The sequence below is a fragment of the Pseudidiomarina salinarum genome, from assembly GCF_000753715.1.
Lineage (GTDB): Bacteria > Pseudomonadota > Gammaproteobacteria > Enterobacterales > Alteromonadaceae > Pseudidiomarina > Pseudidiomarina salinarum.
The window spans coordinates 61,762-83,482 of the sequence record NZ_JPER01000003.1 but is presented as its reverse complement, the minus strand read 5'-3'; the positions used below and the strand labels follow the sequence as shown (position 1 = coordinate 83,482).

General features: G+C 52.3%; 28 protein-coding genes. 11 read left to right on the top strand and 17 right to left on the bottom strand.

Going from position 1 to position 21,721, the window contains the following annotated elements; all coding sequences use genetic code 11:
- The first annotated feature begins 184 nt into the window (after positions 1–184).
- Positions 185–868: a dUTP diphosphatase gene (locus IDSA_RS06655; protein WP_051986140.1), complete on the top strand. Its 684-nt coding sequence runs from the start codon at positions 185–187 to the stop codon at positions 866–868.
- Positions 869–873: 5 nt separating this feature from the next.
- On the opposite strand, the gene IDSA_RS06650 is transcribed toward IDSA_RS06655, so the two are convergent.
- Positions 874–1,551: an SDR family oxidoreductase gene (locus tag IDSA_RS06650; protein ID WP_034775365.1), complete on the bottom strand. Its 678-nt coding sequence runs from the start codon at positions 1,549–1,551 to the stop codon at positions 874–876.
- Between the two features lie 139 nt (positions 1,552–1,690).
- Between IDSA_RS06650 and IDSA_RS06645 the strand changes: the two genes are divergently transcribed.
- From IDSA_RS06645 to IDSA_RS06635, 3 genes are all read left to right on the top strand, one after another.
- Positions 1,691–2,062, top strand: a complete 372-nt coding sequence (locus tag IDSA_RS06645; protein WP_034775364.1) for a PadR family transcriptional regulator — start codon at positions 1,691–1,693, stop codon at positions 2,060–2,062.
- Positions 2,043–3,431 (top strand): permease prefix domain 1-containing protein, encoded by a 1,389-nt coding sequence (locus tag IDSA_RS06640; protein WP_126760555.1) that lies wholly within the window; start codon positions 2,043–2,045, stop codon positions 3,429–3,431. Before IDSA_RS06645 ends, IDSA_RS06640 begins: the two co-directional genes overlap by 20 nt.
- 178 nt (positions 3,432–3,609) lie before the next feature.
- A complete protein-coding gene (locus IDSA_RS06635) occupies positions 3,610–4,161 on the top strand; it encodes a hypothetical protein (RefSeq protein ID WP_034775362.1) in 552 nt (183 codons plus the stop codon).
- 5 nt (positions 4,162–4,166) lie between these two features.
- On the opposite strand, the gene IDSA_RS06630 is transcribed toward IDSA_RS06635, so the two are convergent.
- Positions 4,167–4,661, bottom strand: a complete 495-nt coding sequence (locus IDSA_RS06630; protein WP_034775361.1) for a cytochrome b — start codon at positions 4,659–4,661, stop codon at positions 4,167–4,169.
- Positions 4,662–4,921: 260 nt separating this feature from the next.
- On the opposite strand from IDSA_RS06630, the gene IDSA_RS06625 reads away from it, so the two are divergent.
- A complete protein-coding gene (locus tag IDSA_RS06625; RefSeq protein WP_051986139.1) occupies positions 4,922–5,158 on the top strand; it encodes a hypothetical protein in 237 nt (78 codons plus the stop codon).
- Between the two features lie 14 nt (positions 5,159–5,172).
- On the opposite strand, the gene IDSA_RS06620 is transcribed toward IDSA_RS06625, so the two are convergent.
- Positions 5,173–6,252, bottom strand: coding sequence for a beta propeller repeat protein (locus IDSA_RS06620; RefSeq protein WP_034775360.1), 1,080 nt, complete (start codon positions 6,250–6,252; stop codon positions 5,173–5,175).
- A 61-nt stretch (positions 6,253–6,313) separates the two neighbouring features.
- Positions 6,314–6,772, bottom strand: a complete 459-nt coding sequence (locus IDSA_RS06615; RefSeq protein WP_034775359.1) for a cytochrome c — start codon at positions 6,770–6,772, stop codon at positions 6,314–6,316.
- 132 nt (positions 6,773–6,904) lie between these two features.
- Between IDSA_RS06615 and IDSA_RS06610 the strand changes: the two genes are divergently transcribed.
- On the top strand, positions 6,905–7,801 hold the full coding sequence (locus IDSA_RS06610) for an MBL fold metallo-hydrolase (protein ID WP_034775358.1): 897 nt from the start codon (positions 6,905–6,907) through the stop codon (positions 7,799–7,801).
- 16 nt (positions 7,802–7,817) lie between these two features.
- Here the strand turns inward: IDSA_RS06610 and IDSA_RS06605 are convergent, their stop codons facing one another.
- Entirely contained in the window at positions 7,818–8,066 is a 249-nt protein-coding gene (locus IDSA_RS06605) for a hypothetical protein (RefSeq protein ID WP_034775357.1), read from the bottom strand.
- A gap of 134 nt (positions 8,067–8,200) precedes the next feature.
- Between IDSA_RS06605 and IDSA_RS06600 the strand changes: the two genes are divergently transcribed.
- The gene (locus tag IDSA_RS06600; protein ID WP_034775356.1) at positions 8,201–8,629 is read left to right on the top strand and encodes a hypothetical protein; all 429 of its coding nucleotides are present in this window, start codon (positions 8,201–8,203) and stop codon (positions 8,627–8,629) included.
- 16 nt (positions 8,630–8,645) lie between these two features.
- On the opposite strand, the gene IDSA_RS06595 is transcribed toward IDSA_RS06600, so the two are convergent.
- The 4 genes from IDSA_RS06595 to IDSA_RS06580 form a co-directional block, all read right to left on the bottom strand.
- Positions 8,646–8,852: a helix-turn-helix domain-containing protein gene (locus IDSA_RS06595; protein ID WP_034775355.1), complete on the bottom strand. Its 207-nt coding sequence runs from the start codon at positions 8,850–8,852 to the stop codon at positions 8,646–8,648.
- 18 nt (positions 8,853–8,870) lie between these two features.
- Positions 8,871–9,476 carry a hypothetical protein gene (locus IDSA_RS06590; RefSeq protein ID WP_034775354.1) on the bottom strand — a complete coding sequence of 202 codons (606 nt, stop codon included), beginning with the start codon at positions 9,474–9,476 and terminating at the stop codon, positions 8,871–8,873.
- A gap of 88 nt (positions 9,477–9,564) precedes the next feature.
- Positions 9,565–9,843 carry a peptidylprolyl isomerase PpiC gene (gene ppiC, locus IDSA_RS06585; protein WP_034775353.1) on the bottom strand — a complete coding sequence of 93 codons (279 nt, stop codon included), beginning with the start codon at positions 9,841–9,843 and terminating at the stop codon, positions 9,565–9,567.
- 13 nt (positions 9,844–9,856) lie between these two features.
- On the bottom strand, positions 9,857–10,333 hold the full coding sequence (locus IDSA_RS06580; protein WP_034775352.1) for a hypothetical protein: 477 nt from the start codon (positions 10,331–10,333) through the stop codon (positions 9,857–9,859).
- A 221-nt stretch (positions 10,334–10,554) separates the two neighbouring features.
- Between IDSA_RS06580 and IDSA_RS06575 the strand changes: the two genes are divergently transcribed.
- From IDSA_RS06575 to IDSA_RS06565, 3 genes are read left to right on the top strand one after another with little or no spacing between them, the layout of a single operon-like run.
- Positions 10,555–10,950, top strand: coding sequence for a hypothetical protein (locus IDSA_RS06575; RefSeq protein ID WP_034775351.1), 396 nt, complete (start codon positions 10,555–10,557; stop codon positions 10,948–10,950).
- Between the two features lie 3 nt (positions 10,951–10,953).
- Complete coding sequence (locus tag IDSA_RS06570) at positions 10,954–11,286, top strand: helix-turn-helix transcriptional regulator (RefSeq protein ID WP_034775350.1); 333 nt, start codon at positions 10,954–10,956, stop codon at positions 11,284–11,286.
- Between the two features lie 51 nt (positions 11,287–11,337).
- The gene (locus IDSA_RS06565) at positions 11,338–12,336 is read left to right on the top strand and encodes a phospholipase A (RefSeq protein ID WP_034775349.1); all 999 of its coding nucleotides are present in this window, start codon (positions 11,338–11,340) and stop codon (positions 12,334–12,336) included.
- Between the two features lie 8 nt (positions 12,337–12,344).
- Here the strand turns inward: IDSA_RS06565 and IDSA_RS06560 are convergent, their stop codons facing one another.
- The 3 genes from IDSA_RS06560 to IDSA_RS06550 are packed head-to-tail and all read right to left on the bottom strand — an operon-like array spanning position 12,345 to position 14,070.
- Entirely contained in the window at positions 12,345–12,995 is a 651-nt protein-coding gene (locus tag IDSA_RS06560) for a DsbA family protein (protein ID WP_034775348.1), read from the bottom strand.
- Positions 12,992–13,432 (bottom strand): disulfide bond formation protein B, encoded by a 441-nt coding sequence (locus tag IDSA_RS06555; protein WP_034775347.1) that lies wholly within the window; start codon positions 13,430–13,432, stop codon positions 12,992–12,994. Before IDSA_RS06555 ends, IDSA_RS06560 begins: the two co-directional genes overlap by 4 nt.
- Positions 13,429–14,070, bottom strand: a complete 642-nt coding sequence (locus IDSA_RS06550; RefSeq protein WP_051986138.1) for a cation diffusion facilitator family transporter — start codon at positions 14,068–14,070, stop codon at positions 13,429–13,431. Before IDSA_RS06550 ends, IDSA_RS06555 begins: the two co-directional genes overlap by 4 nt.
- A 70-nt stretch (positions 14,071–14,140) precedes the next feature.
- On the opposite strand from IDSA_RS06550, the gene IDSA_RS06545 reads away from it, so the two are divergent.
- Complete coding sequence (locus tag IDSA_RS06545; protein ID WP_034775346.1) at positions 14,141–14,557, top strand: MerR family transcriptional regulator; 417 nt, start codon at positions 14,141–14,143, stop codon at positions 14,555–14,557.
- Positions 14,558–14,596: 39 nt separating this feature from the next.
- On the opposite strand, the gene katG is transcribed toward IDSA_RS06545, so the two are convergent.
- From katG to IDSA_RS06520, 5 genes are all read right to left on the bottom strand, one after another.
- Positions 14,597–16,786 carry a catalase/peroxidase HPI gene (gene katG, locus IDSA_RS06540; protein ID WP_034775684.1) on the bottom strand — a complete coding sequence of 730 codons (2,190 nt, stop codon included), beginning with the start codon at positions 16,784–16,786 and terminating at the stop codon, positions 14,597–14,599.
- Between the two features lie 59 nt (positions 16,787–16,845).
- Complete coding sequence (locus IDSA_RS06535; RefSeq protein WP_034775345.1) at positions 16,846–19,170, bottom strand: DUF748 domain-containing protein; 2,325 nt, start codon at positions 19,168–19,170, stop codon at positions 16,846–16,848.
- A 129-nt stretch (positions 19,171–19,299) separates the two neighbouring features.
- Positions 19,300–19,824: a DNA starvation/stationary phase protection protein Dps gene (dps, locus tag IDSA_RS06530; protein WP_034775344.1), complete on the bottom strand. Its 525-nt coding sequence runs from the start codon at positions 19,822–19,824 to the stop codon at positions 19,300–19,302.
- A 72-nt stretch (positions 19,825–19,896) separates the two neighbouring features.
- Positions 19,897–20,874: an L-threonylcarbamoyladenylate synthase gene (locus tag IDSA_RS06525; RefSeq protein ID WP_034775343.1), complete on the bottom strand. Its 978-nt coding sequence runs from the start codon at positions 20,872–20,874 to the stop codon at positions 19,897–19,899.
- On the bottom strand, positions 20,871–21,704 hold the full coding sequence (locus IDSA_RS06520; RefSeq protein WP_034775342.1) for a DUF6671 family protein: 834 nt from the start codon (positions 21,702–21,704) through the stop codon (positions 20,871–20,873). Before IDSA_RS06520 ends, IDSA_RS06525 begins: the two co-directional genes overlap by 4 nt.
- Positions 21,705–21,721: the final 17 nt, after the last annotated feature.

Sequence of the window (21,721 nt, the reverse complement as noted above, 5' to 3'; positions counted from 1 at the left end):
TTCATCAAAACAAAAGTAAGGATTTCTATACGCAAATCAAGATACACAAATCTAATCAACGCTATGCGATGGGCCAAATTAACTATGCCACTACAGTCCTACTACTTCTGATGCAATATGGCGATGACTTAAATATAATGCGGTTTAATATACTGCCTATTAGCATGACGACGGAGCGCTGCGAATGACGCCTGAACAAGCCCAAAAACTGGTTACTATGCAGATCGCCTTTAACCAGGTCATTGACCCCAAGTATCCGGAGCAGCCGCAGGTTAAGCGCGACGACGTAAAGGCCATTCTGGTTGAGCTGGGCGAATATTTTGAGCACACCGCGTATAAGTGGTGGAAGAAACAGTCAGCAGACTGGGCGCAGGCGAATATGGAGCTCATTGATATTCTGCATTTTGCGATTTCTGATGCGGTGGAGAATGCCTGTAGCGATGGCAAAGACCGTTCCCAGGCGACCAGCGAAGTCGCCCGGCTTATTACTGATGGCAGTAAGGCATCAGTGACAGCAGCAGACGGCAAAGAGCTGATTGTCGCCTTGGCTCAGGACGGTTCAGGCAGCAAGCCCTTGCGGTGTGGAAAAGTATTTTTTGAACGGCTGATGGCGTTATTGGTGAAAGCCTATGGCGATGCCAGTACGGTATACCTGACCTATGTAGGCAAAAACGCCCTTAACAACCTGCGGCAACAGCGCGGCTATAAGCAGGGCACTTATATCAAGATCTGGCATGGTGAAGAGGACAACGAGGTGATGATGCGGTTGTTAACGCAGCATGCCGAGCCGATCGTTCAGGCTGAGAACCCGTTGACCCATGCTCAGCAACTGCTGCTTGATCATTATGACCGTGAAGTGATGGTTTAACGCCTTTATTTATAGCCGGGCATCAGGAATATCTCGCGGATACAGTTCCGCGGGTGCGCGTTCAGGGCGTGCAACACAGCGTCGGCTACGTCCTCCGGGTCAAGCTTGTCCGGCTTTGGTTCGTCGAAAAACGGCGTATTGACCATGCCCGGGGCAATGGTGGTGCAGCGCCCATCCCACTCTTTCATTTCTTCGGCCAGGTTCTGGGCAAAGCCATGCACAAACCACTTGGTTGCGCCGTAGACCGAACCTTTAATGGTGGTGCGGCCAGCTGCTGATCCTGTCATCAGAAAATGCCCCGTGGTTTTGCGCAAATGGGGGAGGGTGAGCTTGGCGGTATGCAGCAAGCCAGTAATATTGACGCCAATCATGGTTTCCCATTCCTGCGGATCACCATCTTCAGTGCCGGCCGAGGATACGCCGGTACCAGCATTGGCAAACACCGCGTCGAGTTTTCCGAACCGTTCAACGCCTTTGTTAACGACCTTTTTGAGCTGCTCATAGTCACTCACATCAGACGCGACGGCGAGCGCATTGTCTTTACCCACATCTTCTACCAGCTCATCCAGCAACTGCTTGCGCCGGGCCGTTACAATCACCTTATAACCATCCTTCACCGCCGTAATCGCCGTGGTTCTGCCAATACCACTTGAAGCACCGGTGATCAGAAGTACTTTCGACATGCAAACCTCCTTAACGTAAAAATCAGACTCCCCCTAGTGTAGCTGATCAAAAAATGCACAGGGGCTATTGCATACATAGAGCTGCGATGTATACTGCTGCTATACATAAGTGTTCTAGGTATAAAAATCAGGAGGCCGGGTGAACCTTTCAAAAGACTTAATGGCAGCTTCGTCAACACCGCTGGTACTGGGGATTATCGCCGAGGGCGAAACCTACGGGTACGAGATCGTAAAACGGGTTGAGGAATTGTCTGGCGGGGCGCTTAACTGGACCGACGGCATGATGTATCCGCTGTTGCACCGACTTGAGCACCAGGGCTTGCTGGAATCGCGCTGGCGCGTCGCAGATAGCGGTCGCAAGCGCAAGTACTACGCAATTACTACCCAAGGCCGCAAGGCGCTGGCAGAACAACAACAACAATGGCAAGTCATCAATGAAGCCCTGAGTCGGATCTGGCACGAGATGAAAGCCACCACACGGAGCAATGACGATGGTTACCAGTTCGCGTGATATAGAGAACCAGGACGCTGGATTTAATATGGAAGCACGCATTGAAGAATGGAAAACTTACCTGGCTAAACATGCCGCCATCGACGGGCAGGATATTGATGAGCTAGAAGGGCATCTGCGTGATCAGGTCGATGAGCTAAGAGCTGCCGGGCTGGATGAAGATGAAGCTTTTTTGGTTGCCACCAAGCGCATCGGCAATCTTAACGCGGTGTCGCGGGAATATGCTGAGGTGCACTCAGGTCGGCTCTGGCGCAACCTGGTGCTTGCAGACGGCGTGCCGGGCCTGAATTTCAGTCGCGAGCTCATGGCGGCGCTTTTGTTCGCTGTGGCTGCGGCGATCAGTATCAAATTGCCCGCCCTGTTCGGCATTGGCATGGAGGATGACGCGGGCGCCTGGTTCTATCAGCGCAACATTACGTTATTCTCGCTACCTTTCCTTGGCGCCTTCTTTATCTGGAAGCGTGAACTTGGGTTTAGGGGTTTGCAGGTACTCGCGATCGGCATTCTCATCGCGGCGGTCACAATGAATGTATACCCGCTGGAAGTCAGCGACTCCACCGCGATACTGGCATTTATCCACCTGCCCTTGGTGTTCTGGTTCGTGATAGGCGTGCTCTATACCGGCGACTGGTGGCAGTCACAATCGCGACGCATGGACTTCATCCGCTTTTCGGGCGAGTACGCGATCTACTACGTACTTATCGCGCTGGGGGGTGCGGTACTGACAGCCTTCACTTTAGGTATGTTTGCCTTTATCGATATTGACGTAGAATGGCTGGTACAGACCTGGGTTATTCCTTGCGGAGCGGTAGGTGCCGTCGTGATCGCCGCTTGGCTGGTCGAAGCCAAGCAAGCGGCTATCGAAAATATGGCACCGGTGCTGACCCGGGTATTCACGCCGCTGTTTACCATACTTCTGATGGCATTTCTCATCACCATGTCGGTTACCGGGAAGGGCTTCGACCTGCAGCGGGAGGTGCTTATCGGCCTAGATCTGATGCTGGTACTGGTGCTGGGCCTGGTGCTCTACGCCGTATCATCACGTGATCCAGCAGCGCCTCCGGGTATTTTCGATTTGTTCCAGCTGTTGTTGGTTGTTGCCGCCCTGCTGGTTGATGTGCTGGCGCTGCTGGCTATTGCCGGACGCATCTCAGAGATGGGCTTCACGCCAAACCGGGTCGCCGCTCTGGGCGAAAATCTCGTGCTGCTGGTCAGCCTCAGCGGCTATGCCTGGCTGTATTTGCGATTCCTCCGTCGGCAGGCCGGTTTCACCAGCCTCGAGCGCTGGCAGACCAACTACATTCCGGTATATGTGATCTGGGCGCTGATTGTAGTGGTCGCGTTCCCACCGCTGTTTGGCTTTGTGTAAGAGCACCGTTTTTTTTTGCACTGTTCAGGAAGGCCCGTTTTCCTCTCCAGGCATCCAATTTTGGGTGCCTGATTCACTATTATTGCCCTGAATTCTTTGCTGATAACTGATGCTTGCCCAATAAATAACATTCCTGTAACTTTGATCCTAAATAGTAATAGTTACATGGAGAATGAATATGAAAGGGATTTTAGTCGTTCTATTTAGCCTGCTCCTGCTGGGTTGCGCGAGTATGCCGATAAGCACCATGTATAAACTAAACTCAATGGATGAGACGGACTTATTCAAGCTGGATCCGGCCGGTGTGCGCGCTAAAGTTCAGCTAAGTGAGCCTTTTAAGCTTAAGCTATCCGAAACTGAAATGACGTTTGAGCTCGAATCAGATAACGGGGTTAGTCACTATCAGTTCCCGCTGATCGTAGAGTCAGAACACGCTTTACCCGCGGAAAGTGGCTGGTTTAGCGACCGTCCGGCGAGTAGTGAATACATACTTGCGCTTTCCGAAGAAGCCAGCAAAAATTTTCGTGAGCTTCAGGTCCGGCTTGCTGATGAGAAATTTAGTAAGTACGAGTTCTCAGTTAATACTAATTTCGGAGCAGCCCCTGAAGCTAAAGCCGAAGACGTTACCCTATCAATATTCCTGAAGCTATCTCAGGACGAAGGCTACATTGCCTTATTAGAAGACTATGTCGTAGAAGTTGAAAGTGACAAAAAATCAGGTAGCTGGTGAAATAGCTAGTTGTCGGATAAATAATCAAGCATTGCCGCGGCGATATGCACGATCAGCAGAATTGGTAGTATGTATATTCCTGCCAGCTTGTGGATTTCTTCAACCGGTTCATGGATCGCCGCCAACGCCGTGAGATCAAGGTTAATGCTAAACCAGTTAAAAACCGTTAGCGCTTCGTTTTCAGTAAACAGATACAGTGGTCCCGTGAGAATAAGCACGATCAAAATGAGCAAAATCAGGTAGTGAATACTGCGAGCAACCGCATTCTTTAACTTCGACGAATGTGTTTTAGGAAAGCCCTGCCGCAGGCGGTAAACCGTGCGCCACAGTATGAACCAGAAGGCGAAAAAGCCGATACCGATATGCGCCGTTTCGGCGTAATTGCCGGCGGCACGATCAGTCGCAAAAAACATCATGTAGCCGAGCGTCATCATGATGACGACAAAGATGAGGCCCAACCAATGGTTGATTCGGGATAAACCAGAGTAGTGCGTATCCATAGCCAGTCCTATAAGTGTTCAATAACCTGAATGTAAACACATTACATCGGGAAACCATTAAGGTCGATTAGGTAGGCTAAAAAACAAAGGATTTCATGTCCGCCATCAAAAAAAGTGGTCGTGCTTTGTTCATAGTCCGGCGCTTTGCCTCGAGGCCGTGCTGGTAAACTTTCAAATATTATTTATCTTGCCGTTTAAAAAGCACTCCTGTAGCTTCGATCACAGATCGTAATATTCATTACGACTATGAGGCATCAATCATGACGCAAGATGATATTAATTCTCAAGAATGGCATGACGCTAAAAATTGGTTAGGCCCCCGCTGGTTAGGTATTTATTTCAGTAAAAAAGATGCGCGCAGCTGGGTGCCAAAGCCGGGTCCGATATTAGGCCGGGCTATTAACCTCGGGAATCCCGCCGGAGCCATGTGGGCAACAGGAATCGTGTTAGTTCTGATCGTTCTGTCGTTCCTCACTGGGGTGTATGCCGGAGCTTAAAATCAGGACGTGAACTAACAGTTCAGATCACTCACGGCCACCGCTTTAATGCCGTTATCCCATAAGCCGAGGTAGAGCAGCGTCGGGCCACCGCTGGCTACTACCTTCAGGCTTTTGACGCCCCCACGAGGGACTTCCGCGGACAAGTCATTGATTTTCCAGGACTGGCCGATATCCGTGCTACATTCAATGATCAGCGGCTGTTCGGGGGTTAGTTTGTCGTAACGGGCAGTATATAAGATGCCGGCACTATCCATCACGACATCCCAGTAGAAGCGATGACTGACGTCCCCGAGGGGAGTTGTCCAGGTATCGCCATAGTTAGTACTACGCACCAAACCACCCTCAGCACCGAAAATAACCGTATTGCTGTCGGTAGGATGGATAAGTCCATCAAGATAGACCGCCGGGTCAGGCAATAGGTTATACCAAGTTGTCACATTCCCGGAGCTCAGGTCGTAACGACTGAGGTAACCATTCTCGATAGCTCCCTGGCCACCGAACCATACCGTGCGTTTGACGGCATCGACAATTAACAGACGAAGCCCCGATGCGAAGCTATCCCACGAACCGGAAAGTAAGGTCCAGGCTGTGGCATCAAGGTTGGCAACGGCGAGCGCCCCCAGGCCAATGGCATAAACACGTCCGGTACTGGGGTCATAGGCCAGACCCTTTATTACGCCATTAAGCTCTGCCCCGAAATCATGATCAATTTGAGTCCAGGTTTGACCGTGGTCCTGGCTCGCAAAAAGGGGATAAGGTTCAGAAAAGTCGTCTGCCTGCTCGCGGGCAACGGCGATGAGATAATGGCCCTGACCGAGCACCACGAGCCCGGTAACCGCAGTTGTGGTCGGCGAGCGCAGTTGCCATGAGGCTGATGCATCACTGCGCCAGTAAAGCCCCTGCGTAGTGCCTGCTAATTGGGCATCTCCATCAGACTGAATGTACTCAACAGTATGATTTCCGGCAAGGATGGTGGTTATTACCGTGCCTACCGGCGGTGGGGTTGGTTTAGGAGCCGTTTCATCGCCACCACCACAACCGCCCAGCAGAGCAGAAATTAAGATCAGTACCAAACACGCTTTATTGTTCATTTTATTTGTTCAGCCGTCCGTTGTTGTTTCCTATAAGAGGGAAGCGGACGACAAAACGTGACTAAAGCGTTGAATTTAACCCTGGGAAACGATCGGAAACGTATTCCCCATGACAGGCAATACAGGCACGGCTCATCTCGCTGTAGAGTTGACTCTGTTTTTCAGTATTTTTCATTTTACCGGCTTCGGCCAGTTCTGCGGCGAGCTTATGAAATTCCTTATCCAGTTTAATAAAGCCATTTGGAACGGCAGCCATTAAATCCTTGCGATCCTGCTCAGTCATCGACTGCTTGAGAATGAAACTGTCATGAATCTGTTGTGCGTTCCGGGCAACGGCTTCATGTTCGCCTGTGACCATTGCGGTGTGAATAGTACCCATCGCAGCTTGTATTGAACGCATTTCCTGCTGCAGCAGTCTGCTCAGCTTGTCCGTCAGCTTGGGTGTTACCGGTTCGGCCGCCAATGCGACTGTGGCTACTGCCAGACTGATTAAAATAGCGGCAAACAATTTATGCTTCATAAAAACATCTCCTTCACCTATTCGATTACCATCAACCTTAGCACATTGACCTTGTTAGTGGCTGACAACGGATAAAGCCCTTGAATGATGCTATGCTTCTTCGTAACACCATCGATATACAGGAGTGTTCGTATGAGCAGCATCATTCGAAAAAGCCCGTCAGCAGGAGATCAGTCTCCAGATGTATGGGGAGTGTACGAGCAGGATACCGGCTCAGTGCAGTACATTGTGGCTGATCCTAAGACCAGGCAAGCGGCACTGATTGATGTGGTGCAAAACTTTGATCCGCGTAGCGCGAAAACTTCCTTTGATAGCGCCAATGAAATTATTGACCTGGTTGAAACCAATAGATTAACGGTTAAATGGATATTAGATACGCATCCCCACGCAGATCACCTGATGGCTTCGCATTACCTTAAGTTGAAGACCGGCGCACCCAACGCGATTGGTGAGAAAACCTGTGATATCGCCGAGCTGTGGGCTGACTATTACAATATGCCAGGATTATTCGATCCGAACAGTGACTTTGATTATCTGTTTGCCGAGGGGGAAACCTTTAAAATCGGTGAGCTAGATGTCCAGGTTTGGTTATCCCCCGGACATACCCTGGGGTCTGTCAGCTACATTGTCGGCGACGCTGCATTTGTTCATGACACCTTGATGTATCCGGACAGCGGCACTTCGCGGGCTGACTTTCCTGGCGGGTCTTCAAAAGATCTTTGGAATACTGTGCAGCGTATTCTCGGCTTGCCGAATAACACACGTATATTCGTCGGGCATGATTACGGTAAAGGTGGGCGCGAACCCCAGTGGGAAGCGACTGTCGCACAGCATAAAGAGTCTAATATTCACTTATCCGGAGATGTCAGTGCAGCGGAATACCGCAGGGTCCGGGATGAGCGGGATGCAACGCTCGCGCTACCGGATCGCATGTTGCATGCCTTGCAAGTGAATTTGCGCGCTGGGCAATTACCGCCGGCGGAAAATGACGGAAATCATTATTTTAAAATTCCGGCCAATAAGTTTTAAATATTGTGCAATGTAATTATTTTTCGTTCTTTTTCATTCTGATGAAGAGCCGCTTTAAAGCATCGACGCTACTGAATAGCAGAGCGTAAAAAAAGCCGGCTACCGTAAAACGAATGTGCTCATCGAGCGTAAAATCGCGTTGATTTTCCCAGTCCAGAACCATCGCTGCTATCGTTATAAAATGAGCCAGGCCTAAAAATATCAGCAGCCATATAACCGTATCCTTGATAAAGCGAAAGAACCAATTATCCAGCAAACGAATCATGAAGCGAGCAGCCCTCTTGAGTAGTAAATTGACTTATGGCGGCCTTAATGTTAATAAAATTTAAGTTTGAGGTAAATAATAGTTTTCTCAGACGGCGTAGAACTGACCGTCTGTTTCGCATGAGGATAAGTCCAATGAAATACATCTTAACGTTGGTGGCTTTAAGCATTTTTTCGGTGCCTGGTTTCGCCGCCGAAGACGCAACCACCTCTGCCGATGCAGAAACCGTGGAAGTTAACTTAGCTTTTCAGGTGGGAGATGACGAATTCACTGATCTGCAAGCTGTGGCCTATGTTGGTAAGCCAATGAGCATCTACATTACCCATCCGGTAAGCTCGATTGAGTACAAGGCGAGCTTCACCGTAAATACGCTAAGCCATAACGATAAAGACGCTGCCCAGGTCTATCTCAATGTACAGAAAAAGCTAGCTGGCGCCTGGAGTAACGTTGAGTCTATCGAAACGCTTCAGTACATGAATGATACCGCGAGCTTCTCTATTGGTGGACAAGATGCGGTAAAATTGGCGGGCCGAATCACCGCTAAAGCGTCTCCGGGGAAATAGCCGGGCTGCAGCGGTGTCAGCGATCCACGTACTCCAGCAAGTCGCCGGGCTGGCAGCCGAGCTCGCGGCAAATCGCCTCGAGCGTACTAAACCGGATCGCTTTCACTTTGCCTGTTTTAAGCAGCGATAAATTTGTCATCGATACCCCAACTCGCTCCGAAAGCTCGGTCAGCGACATTTTGCTCTTCGCGAGTTCCACGTCGAGATTAATCCGAATAGCCACGATTGCTCCTTCTTTGCATTACACCACTTCGACAGTCTGATCACCCGCCAGGAAATGAAAAGCTAACACCAGCATCAGGATAGGAAAGAGCACGATGTTGATCACAGCAAGTACTACCGTAAGCTGAAGCAATCCAGCCACTAAGGCCCCACAAGCGAAGAGTTTGAGTGCCGGTGGAAGCACAGTGAACCTTGCGAGCAAGCCGATGGAAAAAGCCAGTAGAGCAAAAGCGTATAGAAATAAGGTGACCACTGAGGCGATAAGTGCCACGTCGATAATCATGCCGCTGTGTTCGGTATATAACCCAAGACCAAGCAACAGATCGACGATTACCGAGCTATGGAATAGCGCGACGAATAAAGCCATAACGATCAGCATATTGGCAAGGAAGCCGCCGTTTATCTGATCCCGGAAGTACCGGCTGAGAGCCAGGTACACGCCAATCTCCAGCATACCAGTCACTACAAAAAGTAAATCCCAGGCATTGATCTTAAGAAAGTCAGCACGGAACGCGAGTTCCGGATCGCCTGCGGCCAAGCTGAAGGTTGCAACCCAGTAAATGGGGAACAAAATGGCTAAGAGTATCGCGGCAACGCCGGCGTATTGGTAAGGGCTATCATTCATGGCATATCTCCTTGTAGCAGTGACAAGGAGAGTAGGACAAAATTTTATGATATGCAATCAAAAGTTTATGATAAACGTAAAAAACAGCCTAGCCCCGCGAAAGTGTTTTTATCAGATGCCAGCCGAATTTGGTTTTGACCGGTCCGTGTACCTCAAGGGTAGGCTTGCCGAACACCACCTTGTCGAACGCAGGCACCATCTGGCCGCGCCGGAACTCGCCTAAGTCACCGCCTTTTTTGCCTGACGGGCAAAGTGAATGTTTACGGGCTAGATCACCAAATTTTGCGCCCTTACTTAACTGCTGTTTCAGGGCGTCGGCTTCTTCCTGTGTTTTTACCAAAATGTGTAGGGCGTGAGCGCGCGCCATGGTTCTTTCCTAATTAAAATCGATAGCCAAAGTGCACATCCACGCTGGCATCGGATCCACTATTTTTATTGGAACCCATTATATCGACGCCAGCGTGAAAGCCAGGCTTGGTTAGCTCCTGGAAATAATACGTATAAAACACACCGCCGCCGTATACGTCGTCTCTTTCATAGTAACCGTCACGTAGCAACATCTGCGAATCTATAATTCCCAGATACAAGCCAAGCGAATGCTGCTTTGAGTTAGTTGAAAACAAATCTGTTCGTTCATACGAAATACCCACGCCACAATGGTCACTATCAAAACTAGCCAGATGAACACAGCCTGCTGACAAGCCAACAGCCGAAGAACCGGAGACAAAATATTTTGAGGACACCCCTAAGCCGCTATATTGCGGGCCGAGGCCAATACCAAAATCAAACTCCGATGCCTTTACTGCTGAGCCAAACAGTGCAATACCAGATAAAGCTACTAACAGAGGAAACCGCATAAAACTTCCTTTATGTGTAAACCAGCATTTGTATATTTAAAGTTGATCTTATCATCCTGCTCTTGCCTAGAGCTAATAAAAAATCAGGTCTGCAGCCGGTATGACAGCCAACTGTCATACGACAGGCTTAAAATTGACGTCACGGTATTTTTCTGACAGTGATAGCTTTATTCCACCCACGAAGGGTGTAACCTTTGCAACAGAAGAAAAAGGCAAATCACATGAAGCAATCACTGACTGAAAAAATGTACTTAGCGTTCAGGTTTGAATTTGAACATGGTGGTCACATCATCACTGCAGTCGCCTCAGGAATGACGGGAAAAGAAGAAGTGCTCGTTGATGGCGAACGGGTGTCTGGTAAGCGTAACTTCGGGTTATCCGGTCGGCATCCGTTTGTGTTAAATGGCACTGAGTATGAGGTGCGCTTTGACGTTGGCGGATTTCTGCTTTCCCAGATCGATTGCACACTATCGGCAGACGGGCAGGTCATCGAAACCAAAACGCGTTCGGCCACCGTCAACAAGAAAACTTTTATCCGCAATCTTATTGTGTTCTTTCTGATCGGTATGGGCTTTGGCTATCTTGCTGCCACCATAGCACTGGATTTTATGGGGTAAGCTATGCAGATTGATGCAGCGAAAATCATCGACCTAAGGAATAAACAGGGCTGGACCCAACAGCATTTAGCCGATGCGTGCGCGTTAAGCCTGCGCACTATTCAACGGGTAGAAAAGGACGGCATCGCCTCGCAGGAAACGGTAGCGGCTCTATGCAGTGTATTGGAGACTGACCGGCAGCTTATCGAAGTCAGCGTGACGCCGAGACCAATGAGTAATAACATGGTGCATGCAGAGCGGCCTGCGGGTTGGCTGCATGCCTTGCCCATGTTAGTCACTTTATTGTTGGGCATGGCTATAGGTATAAGTTTAACCCTTTGGTTAACAAACCGCTAAGGTATACTTCAGGTATACTACGCAGAGTCTGAACAGAGGTAGCTTGCGCTTATGAAAAAAGGGATCTGGATAATAGCCACCGGCATCGTCGCAGTAGCTGGCGCGACTGCGCAAGCACAGGACGTTTCGGATATGCAGCAGTGCCTGCTCGACAGACTGAGGGATGCCGAAGCCGGTACCACTGTTGAAGCTATCCGGGCTCAGTGCGAAGAGCAGTTGTCCATAGAACCTGCTCAACCCGGTGCCTTAAGCAACCGCTTAAAGGGTGAGCAGGCGACGCAATTTGACCCTTATGTGTTAACGCCCCACCGGCGTAATTATTTGCTGCCGGTAATTACCACCAGCAATGTCAACCGGTTGCAGTACGCTGATGTTGAAGGTTATAAGGAAAGCCTGGAGAGCTACGAGGCAAAATTTCAGGTTAGCTTTAAGGTACCCTTTAACAGGGAAAGCCTGTTGTTTGAAAATGACAGGCTGTTCTTCGGCATGACGTTCGAAACCTGGTGGCAGGTCTATTCTGATAATATCTCTAAGCCCTTTCGCGAGACCAATTACATGCCCGAGCTTTTCTATGCGGCCCCTACTGACTGGCACCCTTTTGGCACCAACACGACGGTACTGGTCGGCGCCGAGCATCTGTCCAACGGCCGCAGCCAGCCGCTGTCACGAAGCTGGAACCGCTTTTATGCCCAGCTTATTGTTGAAAAAGGTCCTTTTGTCTTCTCACTAAAACCCTGGCTCAGGTTGCAGGAAAATCCAAAAACCGACCCACTGCAGGCCAGTGGCGACGATAACCCCAATATCACCGATTACGTGGGCGATTATGAGTTCGCCACCGCCTATAACAACGGTGGCTTCGAGTATACCTTCCGCATCCGCCACGCCATTGAAACGGGCCGGGGCTCGGCCGAGCTGAACTGGACCTTCCCGATTGCCGGTAAATTTATTGGTTATACCTCAATATTCACCGGCTACGGCGAGAGTCTGATTGATTACAATCACAAGCAGACCCGCTTCGGTATTGGTATCGCGTTAAACAACGTCTTATAGCTTCCGGTTTACTCTTTGGCCTGGGCCAGCTCGCTTCGCACCAGTTGCAGGAGTTGGTCCGAGCCAAAGCTAGGCAGTGGTTTGCCGTTGACAAAAAACGTTGGCGTACCGCGTACACCCAGGGCTTTTATATCTGCCATGTCGGTTTGCAGTACTGTATCAAGCTCAGGCGAATGCATATCCTTGCGGGCTTGCTCAATATCCAGGCCCGCAGTGGCAGCTGCTTCCCAGGCTGCAAGCACGGCAGGATCATCATGCCAGTCAGGCTGGGTCATAAGAACGGCTTCCAGCACTGGCTGGTAAAGATCCTGCTCACGCGCCGCTTCCAGCATGCGTGCTACTTCTTCTGAGCCACGATGAAACAGTGCGTAGCGTATGACCAGGCGCACATCGTTTTGATGCTCCCCAAGTATTTGCTTAACAAAGGGATAGAAAGCCCGGCACGCCTCACAGGAAGGATCGAAGAACTCCATAATAGTGACCGGCGCATCGTCTGGGCCAAAGGTCGGTGAATGCTCCCTTACCAGCAGGTTTTGCTCGGGTTTCTCTGCGGTTGCCTGCGGCTCCGGTGAAGTCGAATTGAACTGGAAGAATGCAGCTACGGCAAATGCCGCGACCAGCAGCACGCTGATACTCAGTACTAAAATACGTTTGTTCATGAGGGCAACCTTTGATTCTGACGAACGATAAGAAGGAGGACAATAATAGTGCTAAATGCGATCAAAGCCAGCAGCGGTAATGGCAGACCACCCAGGATGGTCATATCAGCCCCTGCGCAGGACGGGCCGGTTGCGCTGCAGGGCTGGATACGCTCTGGAATCACGCCGACATAGAGCAGGGTATGCCACAGCGCTATGAGGGCGCCGATTCCCGCCAGCGGCACCGCATAATGCCAGACCGCAAAATCCGAACGGTAGCAGGCAATAGCCAGGATTACCGCTAAGGGGAACATAAAGGCGCGCTGAAACCAGCACAGCACACAGGGCGTCTGCCCCATCACCTCGCCGACAAAAAGCACGGCCAGACTAGAGAGGAATGCAATCAACCAGGCGGCCAGTAGCAGCCACCAGGCAGTAGAAGTTTGTCGTGCGATCATGAGCATTTGTCTCCGGTGACAGGCGCGCTGGCGGTCCATTCCTTTAGGGCATCCCGGATAACATCCCGGGCTGAGTGTAAAAATAATAAGGCGATAGCTAAACCGACCAGAATGTCAGGCCAGAGGCTGTTCGTATAGGCGACCACTAGCGCCGCGACAATGACGCTGCTATTAGCCAATAAGTCGTTGCGGGAGCAAAGCCAGGTCGAGCGCATGTTTATGTCATCGCTACGATGCCGATAAAGTAACGCGAAACAGTAACCGTTAGCAATCAGCGCCAACGTGGCGACCATACCCATCCAGTCGGCGTCCGGGACTTCCGGTACGATCATTTTGCGAATGGCATCGGCAATCACCAGCACGGCAAACAGCAGCATGAAGCCGCCTTTGACCATAGCCGCACCGGCGCGCGCCCGGGCGCCCCGATAGAGTACAAACAGCGTGAGTGCGTATACCGAGGCATCGCCAAACATATCCAGTGAGTCAGCAAGCAACGCCGTCGAGTTCGCAATCCACCCGGCGGTAAATTCAGTAATAAACATCAGGGCATTGACGATAAGCACAATATACAGCACCCGGCTCTGCCTGACGCGGAGTTGTGCCAGTTCGTCAGTCTTGTTTTCGCAGCAACTTTTCATTCAGTGGCTCTTTACTTAGCTTGAAATTTCACCAATGATAAAGCTTATAGTAACTATAAGGTCAAAGGCTATGAATAAAAAATTCACCGTGGGCCAGTTGGCCACCGCCACCGGCACCAAACCAGTAACGATCCGGTATTATGAAAAGGTCGGCGTGTTGCCTTCGGCATCCCGGGATGAGTCAGGCTACCGGCGCTATTCGGTCGCCGAACGCGATCGCTTATTATTTATCCGGCGCAGTCGCGCCCTGGGCTTCAGCCTTGATGATATCCGTGAGTTGCTGGAACTTGCCGATCAGACGGAAGATTCTTGTGCGGCTGTGGACGCAAAAGTACAGGTGCAACTCAGTGAGATAAGGCGGCGAATAGAAGATTTACGCGCTATGGAAAATGAGCTAAAGCGACTAAGTGCATGCTGCAACGGTGGAGTGATTGAAGAATGCCGCATCATTGAGTCATTGTCGGGCCGCAGCACAACTGTAAAATGAAAGCCCGCTGGCGGGTACTTCAGCCAGCGGGCCTTATCGTTAGCGATGTAAGTCGAAGCGGTCGTTTTCCATGACCTTGACCCATCCTTTGACGAAGTGGCCAAGCATGTTCTCCTCGCCACCGGCCGCGGCGAATTCCTCCGCGATGGCGCGTAACTGCGAGTTCGAACCGTAGATCAGATCGACGCGTGTCGCCGTCCACTTTTTCTCGCCGCTCGCACGCTTGCGGCCTTCAAAGCGATCTTCGTTCTCGTCGGTCGGCTCCCAGACCGTGCCCATGTCGACCAGATTAACGAAGAAGTCGTTGGTCAGCTGGCCCGGTCGATCCGTGAGGATGCCGTCCTTGTTATCGCCGGCATTGGCGCCAATGGCACGCATTCCGCCGAGCAGGGCGGTCATCTGCGGTACGCTCAGATTAAGCAGAAACGCGCGGTCGACCATAAGGTGCTCGGAAGGAATCGAAGTCGTCTGCTGCTGCAGGTAGTTGCGAAACGCATCATGCTTCGGCTCGAGGTAGGCGTGGGTGTCGACCTCGGTCATATCCTGACTGGCGTCCGTGCGACCGGGTGTGAATGGCACTTTGATGTCATGGCCGGCGGCTTTCGCTGCCATTTCGACGCCAACGCTACCACCGAGCACGATCATATCGGCCAGAGAGATATTCGCGTCCGAATCATTTTTGATCCGCTCCAGACGGTCAATGACCTCAGCCACGCCAGCTTTTTTGTTCACATCCCAACTGGCCTGCGGCTTAAGACGAATACGGGCGCCGTTCGCGCCGCCACGATGGTCGGTCTGCCGGTAGGTGCAGGCCGAAGCCCAGGCGGTTCCCACCAGCTGTTTAGCGGTGAGGTCTGAGTCAGCGATCTGTTTCTTGAGTTTGGCGATCTGGTCGTCGTTTACCAGCGGGCCTTCATGTTCGGGTACCGGATCCTGCCAGATTAAAATCTCGTCTGGCACCTGCGGGCCCAGATAACGATCGCGGGGTCCCATGTCACGGTGCAGTAACTTGTACCAGGCACGGGCGAACTCATCGGCGAGCACATCCGGATTTTCATGGAACTCTTTGGAGATTTTCAGGTAATCCGGGTCGGTGATCATGGCCATATCGGCCGCGGTCATTACTGGTGGATTCTTTTTCCCTTCAACATGCGCGTCAGGAACCCAGTAGCCTTCTTTAACCTCGACAGGCTCCCACTGATTCGCTCCGGCGGGTGACTTTTTCACTTCCCATTCGTGGGCGAAGATGGTCTCCAGGTAGGAATTGTCCCACTTGGTGGGTGTCGGTGTCCACGCGCCTTCAAGGCCCGAGGTCACGGTATACTCGCCGAGTCCGGTCTCGTTCTTGTTCGCCCAGCCAAAACCCTGCTGGTGGATCTTAGCGGCCTCCGGAGGCTCGCCAACGGCTTCTGCCTTGCCTCTGCCGTGCATCTTACCGAAGGTATGCCCGCCGACGGTCAGAGCGACAGTTTCCCGGTCGTTCATGCCCATGCGGGCGAAGGTCTCGCGGACATCCTGAGCGGATTTCATCGCGTCCGGAACGCCGTTGGGGCCTTCCGGATTAACGTAAATCAAGCCCATTTGCACCGCAGCGAGCGGGTTATCCAGAACCCGGTTGCCATCTTCGAAGCTACCGGTGTAGCGCTCGTCTTCAGTGGACAGCCACTCGGTTTCGGGGCCCCAGTAGATGTCGTCCTCAGGCGCCCAGATATCAGAGCGGCCAAAGCCGAAGCCAAAGGTACGAAAGCCCATGGTCTCAAGCGCGCGATTGCCCGCGAACACCATCAGGTCAGCCCAGGAGATCTTCTCGCCATATTTTTGTTTGATCGGCCATAGCAAGCGGCGGGCTTTGTCGAGGTTGCCATTGTCGGGCCAGCTGTTCAGCGGCGCGAAGCGCTGGGCACCGGTACCACCGCCGCCCCGGCCATCCAATGCGCGGTAGGTGCCGGCAGCATGCCATGACATACGAATAAAGAACGGACCATAATGGCCCCAGTCGGCTGGCCACCACTCCTGCGAATCGGTCATCAGCGCATCAACGTCGGCGCTCAGTTCATCGACATCAATCTCTGCGAAGGCATCGGCGTAGCTGAAGTCAGAACCAAACGGGTTCGAGTCGGGATGTTTCTGGTGCAGGATATTGAGCGTAAGTTGATCGGGCCACCAATGCTCGTTGCCCTGCAGACGAGGGGTCGTACGTGCGCCCCACTCAGGGCGTTTCGGTTTTATCTCAGACACGTTAATCTCCTATACTTTTCGTTTATCGGTATTTTTTTCAACAGCGCACCTTAATCCGCGCTGACTTCAGCTTCCATCACAATGCGCTTGCCCTCTACCGAATCCACTTGCTGCGGCGGGAGAATACGCACCCGCTCCGCCGCGATACCGGTTTCATCATCAGGCTTGAACAGCGCTTCCCGTGCGGCTTCTGCGCGGGCGTTGCCGATGGCCTTGAGTTCAGCCTCGGAAACCGATTGCGCGGCAATAATCTCTTTGGCCAGGTAGTTGCGATAAGCCAGGGCGTCGAACTGAGCTTCCTCACCGGCCTCGTCGGGTAGCTCAGTGAAATAATCCCTTAATACCTCCAGCCCTGATTCCGGGTAATGGCTGCGGAACATGGTCTCGACCATATCCTGGTTGGCCTCGGCGGTCAGGCTGGGCTCGGAAGCCTCACGGCCTGCCTCTTCAAGACGCTGTTGCAGGGCTTGAACGGCTTTTTCTTCTTGCAGCACTGGCCCGTCGAAACTTCGACTGAACGGACCGGCAAATTCAAGCACCAACTGCGGGCGCTGATTGAGCGCTTCGCGCAGGTTAGCAATGCGCTGCTGCTGAGGCGGCAGCAAGTCGGTACGTCCGGCCCCGAATTCAATCTGGCTGAGCTCTTCCGAGTCGACCCCAAGCAGGTTGGCCAGAAAACTGAACGGCGCGGTAACCACCGAGGTAATGGCGTTGCCGACGGCCTGTTTAATGATCTTGCTGAAGTCGAATTGCGGGTTGCCCACATTTCCGCTTATCGGCACCGTGAGATCGATGACGCCATTGCTGTCCTGAAGCAGTCCGATGGCAAGCTCCAGCGGCAGGTCCATGGCGCCGGTGGATGCCACCTTTTCGCCCAGTTTCAGATCATGAAGTAATAGCTGGTTTTTGCCGTCGAGCTGGTTCTCGTCGATGCTGTAGTCAAGGTCCAGATCCATGGTTCCGCCCGCGATCTTACGACCGGCAAAATTCACGGTATAAGGTGAGTATTCGGGCACTTTCAGGTTACGGAAGCGCAGATGCACATTGGTCTCACGCAGCGGATCCCAGGCATGGATTGCCCCATCCACCTGCAACAAACCGTACTCTGCAACTTCGCCTTCCAGCTTCACCTCTGCAGGCTCAGCCGAGATCGAACTTAACGTTGAGATCTCCCCGCCAAGCGAATGGATACGGGTCGAAAACGGCAGCGGCAACGAGTTATCGGTAAACTGAAGGCCGCTATCGCTCAGCTCAATACGCTCAATCCTAATGGTGAACGGGGTGGCTTCGCTTTTGTCTTCCTCGTTGGCAGGGCGGTTAATCACCACCTGCCCGAAGTTGGTGGTCCGGTTCTCATGGATAACGACGCGCCCGGACAGGCCTTTGACTATTATGGGGTCGGTCTCTATTTGCTTGTCTTTGAGACTCAGCTCGAGTTGTGTCGTCTCAAGACTTTGCCAGCCGATGAGAGATTCATCATTAGTGCCTTCGGTAATATTTAGCGAATGAATACCGCCAGAGCCCTGAAAGGCAAAAGGTTGCTGCGCATCGGTATGGATTTGACCGTTCAGGGTCAGGGTTCCGCTATTGAGCTGTGCGTTCGCGAACAGCCTCAGGTACGGGTCAGCCTGCTTCAGCGCCAGTTCACTGATGCTGGCACTGGTGTCCAGCACGAAAGTGGGCAGCAGTTGCAGTTCACCGTCGAGGCTCAGCTTACCGCCGCCGGCAAGTTGCCCCTGGGCCTGAACCGGAAAGCGCTGGTCTTTCTGCAAGGTAAAATCTTTCACGGACAGCGCAAGATCTTGCAGTGCCAGCGAAACCTGCGTTGCTTTATCCCCGCCCGGGGTTTGCAGGTTGTCAGCGAAGCCCAGAATGCCGTTTTCTACCTGCAGTTCATTAATCCGTAAGTCCGGCAGAGGTTCTTTTGGGGTTGGCTCCGCATCAGTGCCGAACTCCGCCGCTAATCGGGAAAAACGGGTTCCGCCTGAGGCAAAGCGCTCTTCCTGAACCACAGGCCTGGTTAGCCGGATTGTCTCAAAGGTCCAGGCCGTGTTGGTGATGCTCGACCAGGTAAGGTCAGCGAATAGCTGCTCCCAGCCAAGCAATTTTTTGTTGTCGACATCATCAAGCTCAAGGCCATTAATGCGCAGGTTCAGAGTAAAGGGATTGGTTTGCACTGACTCAATGCGAAGCTCGCGGCCAAAATCCTCTTTGGCAGTACTTTCGGCAACGGACTGAATAATCCACGGCAGGGCGAAAAAGCCCAGCAAGCTGTATACAACCACCAGCACCAGAAGCCAGAAGCGAATCCGTCGTGGCGAGGCCCATTTTGTTTGCAGATAACTACCGAACCGGGGCGTTGAACCGCTATCCATAAGCCAGTCTCCCTTTGATTAATAAACAATGGGTAAGTGTAGTCTAAATTGAGGTTAGCGTATCGCATGCCAGGTATTAAAAAGGGCTATCGCTTTTACCGATAACCCTTGGGGAAAGCAGGTTGTTGCTTAACGCTTCAGTTCACCTGATGCGGATTCAAGATGAGCGCGGACGAACCACTGGTATTGCTCAAGCTCAGCCAGTTGCCCGGTCAGCATATCTTCTGAAACCGGATCCAAATCGGCAAGCTTTTCCAGCGCTGCGCGGTGATCGGAGTTCACGCCATCGTACACTTTATCAAGCGCGACCAGATGGTCTTTGACCAGGGCCCGGCCAAGGGAGTAATCGTCCCAGCGACGGCGGTCGACCAAATATTTTGGCGTTCCGTTCGGAACGCCGCCAAGGGTCGCGATGCGCTCCGCGATGGTATCGGTCATTTCGCGCACTGAATCGACCTGAGGATCGAGCATTTCATGTACGCCGATAAAGTTGGGGCCGACCACATTCCAGTGAATGTGCTTCAGTGTCAGTTGTAAATCAATCAGCGCCACCAATCTGTCGTCAAGCAACTTAATGGTTTCGTCGGCGGCCTTGTCTTTCAGGCCAGGCGCGGTAAATTTTGCAGTTTTCTTAGTTTGGTTTGCATTCGACATCAATAACCTCCCTAACGATTTAGTCATATATAAATACGCTTCGTTAGCAAGTATAGATCACTCAGGCTGGTGTCAACTGAGCGTGGCCCGGTGTAGCCTGTCCCAGATATCGTCCCAGCCTTCAGCTTTCGGCGGCATCTCGATCCAGATCGCGCCGGCGTTGCGTTGATCGGCCAGGTAAAGAGAAGCATAGAGCGCATGGCGATAACCCACGGCGTCAGCAGGCATGGCAATGCCTTTGAGATCGCTTTGTTCTGAGTGCCATTGGCTGAGTTCGTCAGAAAAGTAGAGGCAGACTAAATCGCTTCGTGCCCCCGCATTCATGATTTCTTCGCAGGATTTAAGGTAGACCGGTGTCGTGGGGCGGTAATGCACACGCTTGTTACCCGGCACTTGCTCCTGATGGTATGCAGGGGCGACCACGGGAACCGGGAACAGGGCTTCAAACTCGCGTCGCTGCAGCGGGCCGGCGCGTAGAACCGTTACCTGATTTTCACTTATGCCGACGATGGTTGATTCGGTACCTAACTGGCACCGCCCACCATCCAGAATCGCCGCAATCCGGCCATCCAGTGCGGCGCGCACCTGCTCCGGGGTAGTCGGGGTGAGTTGCTGATATAAATTTGCCGAGGGAGCGGCCAGCGCCAGTTCGCCGGTTTTCATCAGCTCGAGAAGGGCCGGATGCGATGGCACCCGCAGGCCGATAGTATCTAAACCGCCGGTCACTGTGTTGTTAATCCATGGCTGTTTGCGCAGCACCACGGTCAACGGGCCGGGCCAGGCGGTTTCAAGCGCAGAATAGAGCCATGCGGGCGGGCGTTGGGCCCAGAAATCAAGTTGGCCCAAATCGCGGATATGCGTGATCAGCGGGTGGTTTTTCGGGCGGCCTTTGGCTTCGAAGATCTTTTCGACCGCAGCCGGGTTGGTCGCATCGGCCGCAAGGCCATATACGGTCTCAGTTGGTACCGCGACCAGCTCACCTTGTTTTAACCAGTCAGCGGCTCGGGATAAGTCAGCAGGGCTGTCAGCCTTTAAGTATTCGGTTTTCATGGATTACATACCTGGCAATGCATGGGGTCAGCGTATTTTTCCGCGACGGGTTGTTCTACAGTGAAGTCACAAGCGGAACAGGATTTAATTGTTTTGTTGGTCAGCTCGGTGGGCAGCCCACACTGCTGACAAGGCAAGCCGCGGCGCACATCCGTCAGCCAGAAGTTGACCTCGCCACACTCCGGGCATAGCGATAGTAAGCGCTCACGTAACTGTGCCGCGGCAGACGCTATGAAGCGCTGGCGCTCAGGGCAGTTCATCGCGCGATAGTCCGGTTGAATTCGTAGGTATTCACCATAAAACTTCTCACCATCCCATAGGTTATGCTCTCGCAGTAGCGCGTAAATTGCGGATGCGGAGTACATATCCTTAAAGATGCCTTTGTCGGTATGTACCATCCAGGCCTGACCTGACGCGAACTGCGCTAATTTACTCGTTAATTCCGGCAAGTCGTTATCACTAAAGTCCCGCAAGCTGATCGCGGCGGACGCAACGGCGGTTACGTAAAAGTCTTGAGAAGCATCGTAAAGGACTAAAATTTCCTGATCCCAGTTCATCAATCCCGGCATCGGCCCACCACCAAAGCTACCCTCACTGCCTAAACCCAGCCGCAGCCCGGTCAATTCGCAGGCGAGGGCCGCTTTGCGCTTTGCGCATTCGAGCGGGCTGGCCGTACGCTCCTGTTCGCCACTAAAAGTGCCGAATAAGTCAGTGTCGAACGCTTCTGTCGGCACCACCGCTAAGCCCACGTTTGCCAGTTCAGGCGCTATCCACTGAGCCTTTCCATGCTTAGTTAAAAGTGCAACTTGCTGGGGTTCGTAACGCGTCACTATGCTTTTCTTACCAC

Bases quoted from the DNA above. Each gene is read 5' to 3' on its own strand.
- IDSA_RS06655 (WP_051986140.1), top strand. From the start codon at position 185: ATGACGCCTGAACAAGCCCAAAAACTGGTTACTATGCAGATCGCCTTT.
- IDSA_RS06650 (WP_034775365.1), bottom strand. From the start codon at position 1,551: ATGTCGAAAGTACTTCTGATCACCGGTGCTTCAAGTGGTATTGGCAGA.
- IDSA_RS06640 (WP_126760555.1), top strand. From the start codon at position 2,043: ATGGTTACCAGTTCGCGTGATATAGAGAACCAGGACGCTGGATTTAAT.
- IDSA_RS06635 (WP_034775362.1), top strand. From the start codon at position 3,610: ATGAAAGGGATTTTAGTCGTTCTATTTAGCCTGCTCCTGCTGGGTTGC.
- IDSA_RS06630 (WP_034775361.1), bottom strand. From the start codon at position 4,661: ATGGATACGCACTACTCTGGTTTATCCCGAATCAACCATTGGTTGGGC.
- IDSA_RS06625 (WP_051986139.1), top strand. From the start codon at position 4,922: ATGACGCAAGATGATATTAATTCTCAAGAATGGCATGACGCTAAAAAT.
- IDSA_RS06620 (WP_034775360.1), bottom strand. From the start codon at position 6,252: ATGAACAATAAAGCGTGTTTGGTACTGATCTTAATTTCTGCTCTGCTG.
- IDSA_RS06615 (WP_034775359.1), bottom strand. From the start codon at position 6,772: ATGAAGCATAAATTGTTTGCCGCTATTTTAATCAGTCTGGCAGTAGCC.
- IDSA_RS06610 (WP_034775358.1), top strand. From the start codon at position 6,905: ATGAGCAGCATCATTCGAAAAAGCCCGTCAGCAGGAGATCAGTCTCCA.
- IDSA_RS06605 (WP_034775357.1), bottom strand. From the start codon at position 8,066: ATGATTCGTTTGCTGGATAATTGGTTCTTTCGCTTTATCAAGGATACG.
- IDSA_RS06600 (WP_034775356.1), top strand. From the start codon at position 8,201: ATGAAATACATCTTAACGTTGGTGGCTTTAAGCATTTTTTCGGTGCCT.
- IDSA_RS06590 (WP_034775354.1), bottom strand. From the start codon at position 9,476: ATGAATGATAGCCCTTACCAATACGCCGGCGTTGCCGCGATACTCTTA.
- ppiC (WP_034775353.1), bottom strand. From the start codon at position 9,843: ATGGCGCGCGCTCACGCCCTACACATTTTGGTAAAAACACAGGAAGAA.
- IDSA_RS06580 (WP_034775352.1), bottom strand. From the start codon at position 10,333: ATGCGGTTTCCTCTGTTAGTAGCTTTATCTGGTATTGCACTGTTTGGC.
- IDSA_RS06575 (WP_034775351.1), top strand. From the start codon at position 10,555: ATGAAGCAATCACTGACTGAAAAAATGTACTTAGCGTTCAGGTTTGAA.
- IDSA_RS06570 (WP_034775350.1), top strand. From the start codon at position 10,954: ATGCAGATTGATGCAGCGAAAATCATCGACCTAAGGAATAAACAGGGC.
- IDSA_RS06565 (WP_034775349.1), top strand. From the start codon at position 11,338: ATGAAAAAAGGGATCTGGATAATAGCCACCGGCATCGTCGCAGTAGCT.
- IDSA_RS06560 (WP_034775348.1), bottom strand. From the start codon at position 12,995: ATGAACAAACGTATTTTAGTACTGAGTATCAGCGTGCTGCTGGTCGCG.
- IDSA_RS06555 (WP_034775347.1), bottom strand. From the start codon at position 13,432: ATGATCGCACGACAAACTTCTACTGCCTGGTGGCTGCTACTGGCCGCC.
- IDSA_RS06550 (WP_051986138.1), bottom strand. From the start codon at position 14,070: ATGAAAAGTTGCTGCGAAAACAAGACTGACGAACTGGCACAACTCCGC.
- IDSA_RS06545 (WP_034775346.1), top strand. From the start codon at position 14,141: ATGAATAAAAAATTCACCGTGGGCCAGTTGGCCACCGCCACCGGCACC.
- IDSA_RS06535 (WP_034775345.1), bottom strand. From the start codon at position 19,170: ATGGATAGCGGTTCAACGCCCCGGTTCGGTAGTTATCTGCAAACAAAA.
- dps (WP_034775344.1), bottom strand. From the start codon at position 19,824: ATGTCGAATGCAAACCAAACTAAGAAAACTGCAAAATTTACCGCGCCT.
- IDSA_RS06525 (WP_034775343.1), bottom strand. From the start codon at position 20,874: ATGAAAACCGAATACTTAAAGGCTGACAGCCCTGCTGACTTATCCCGA.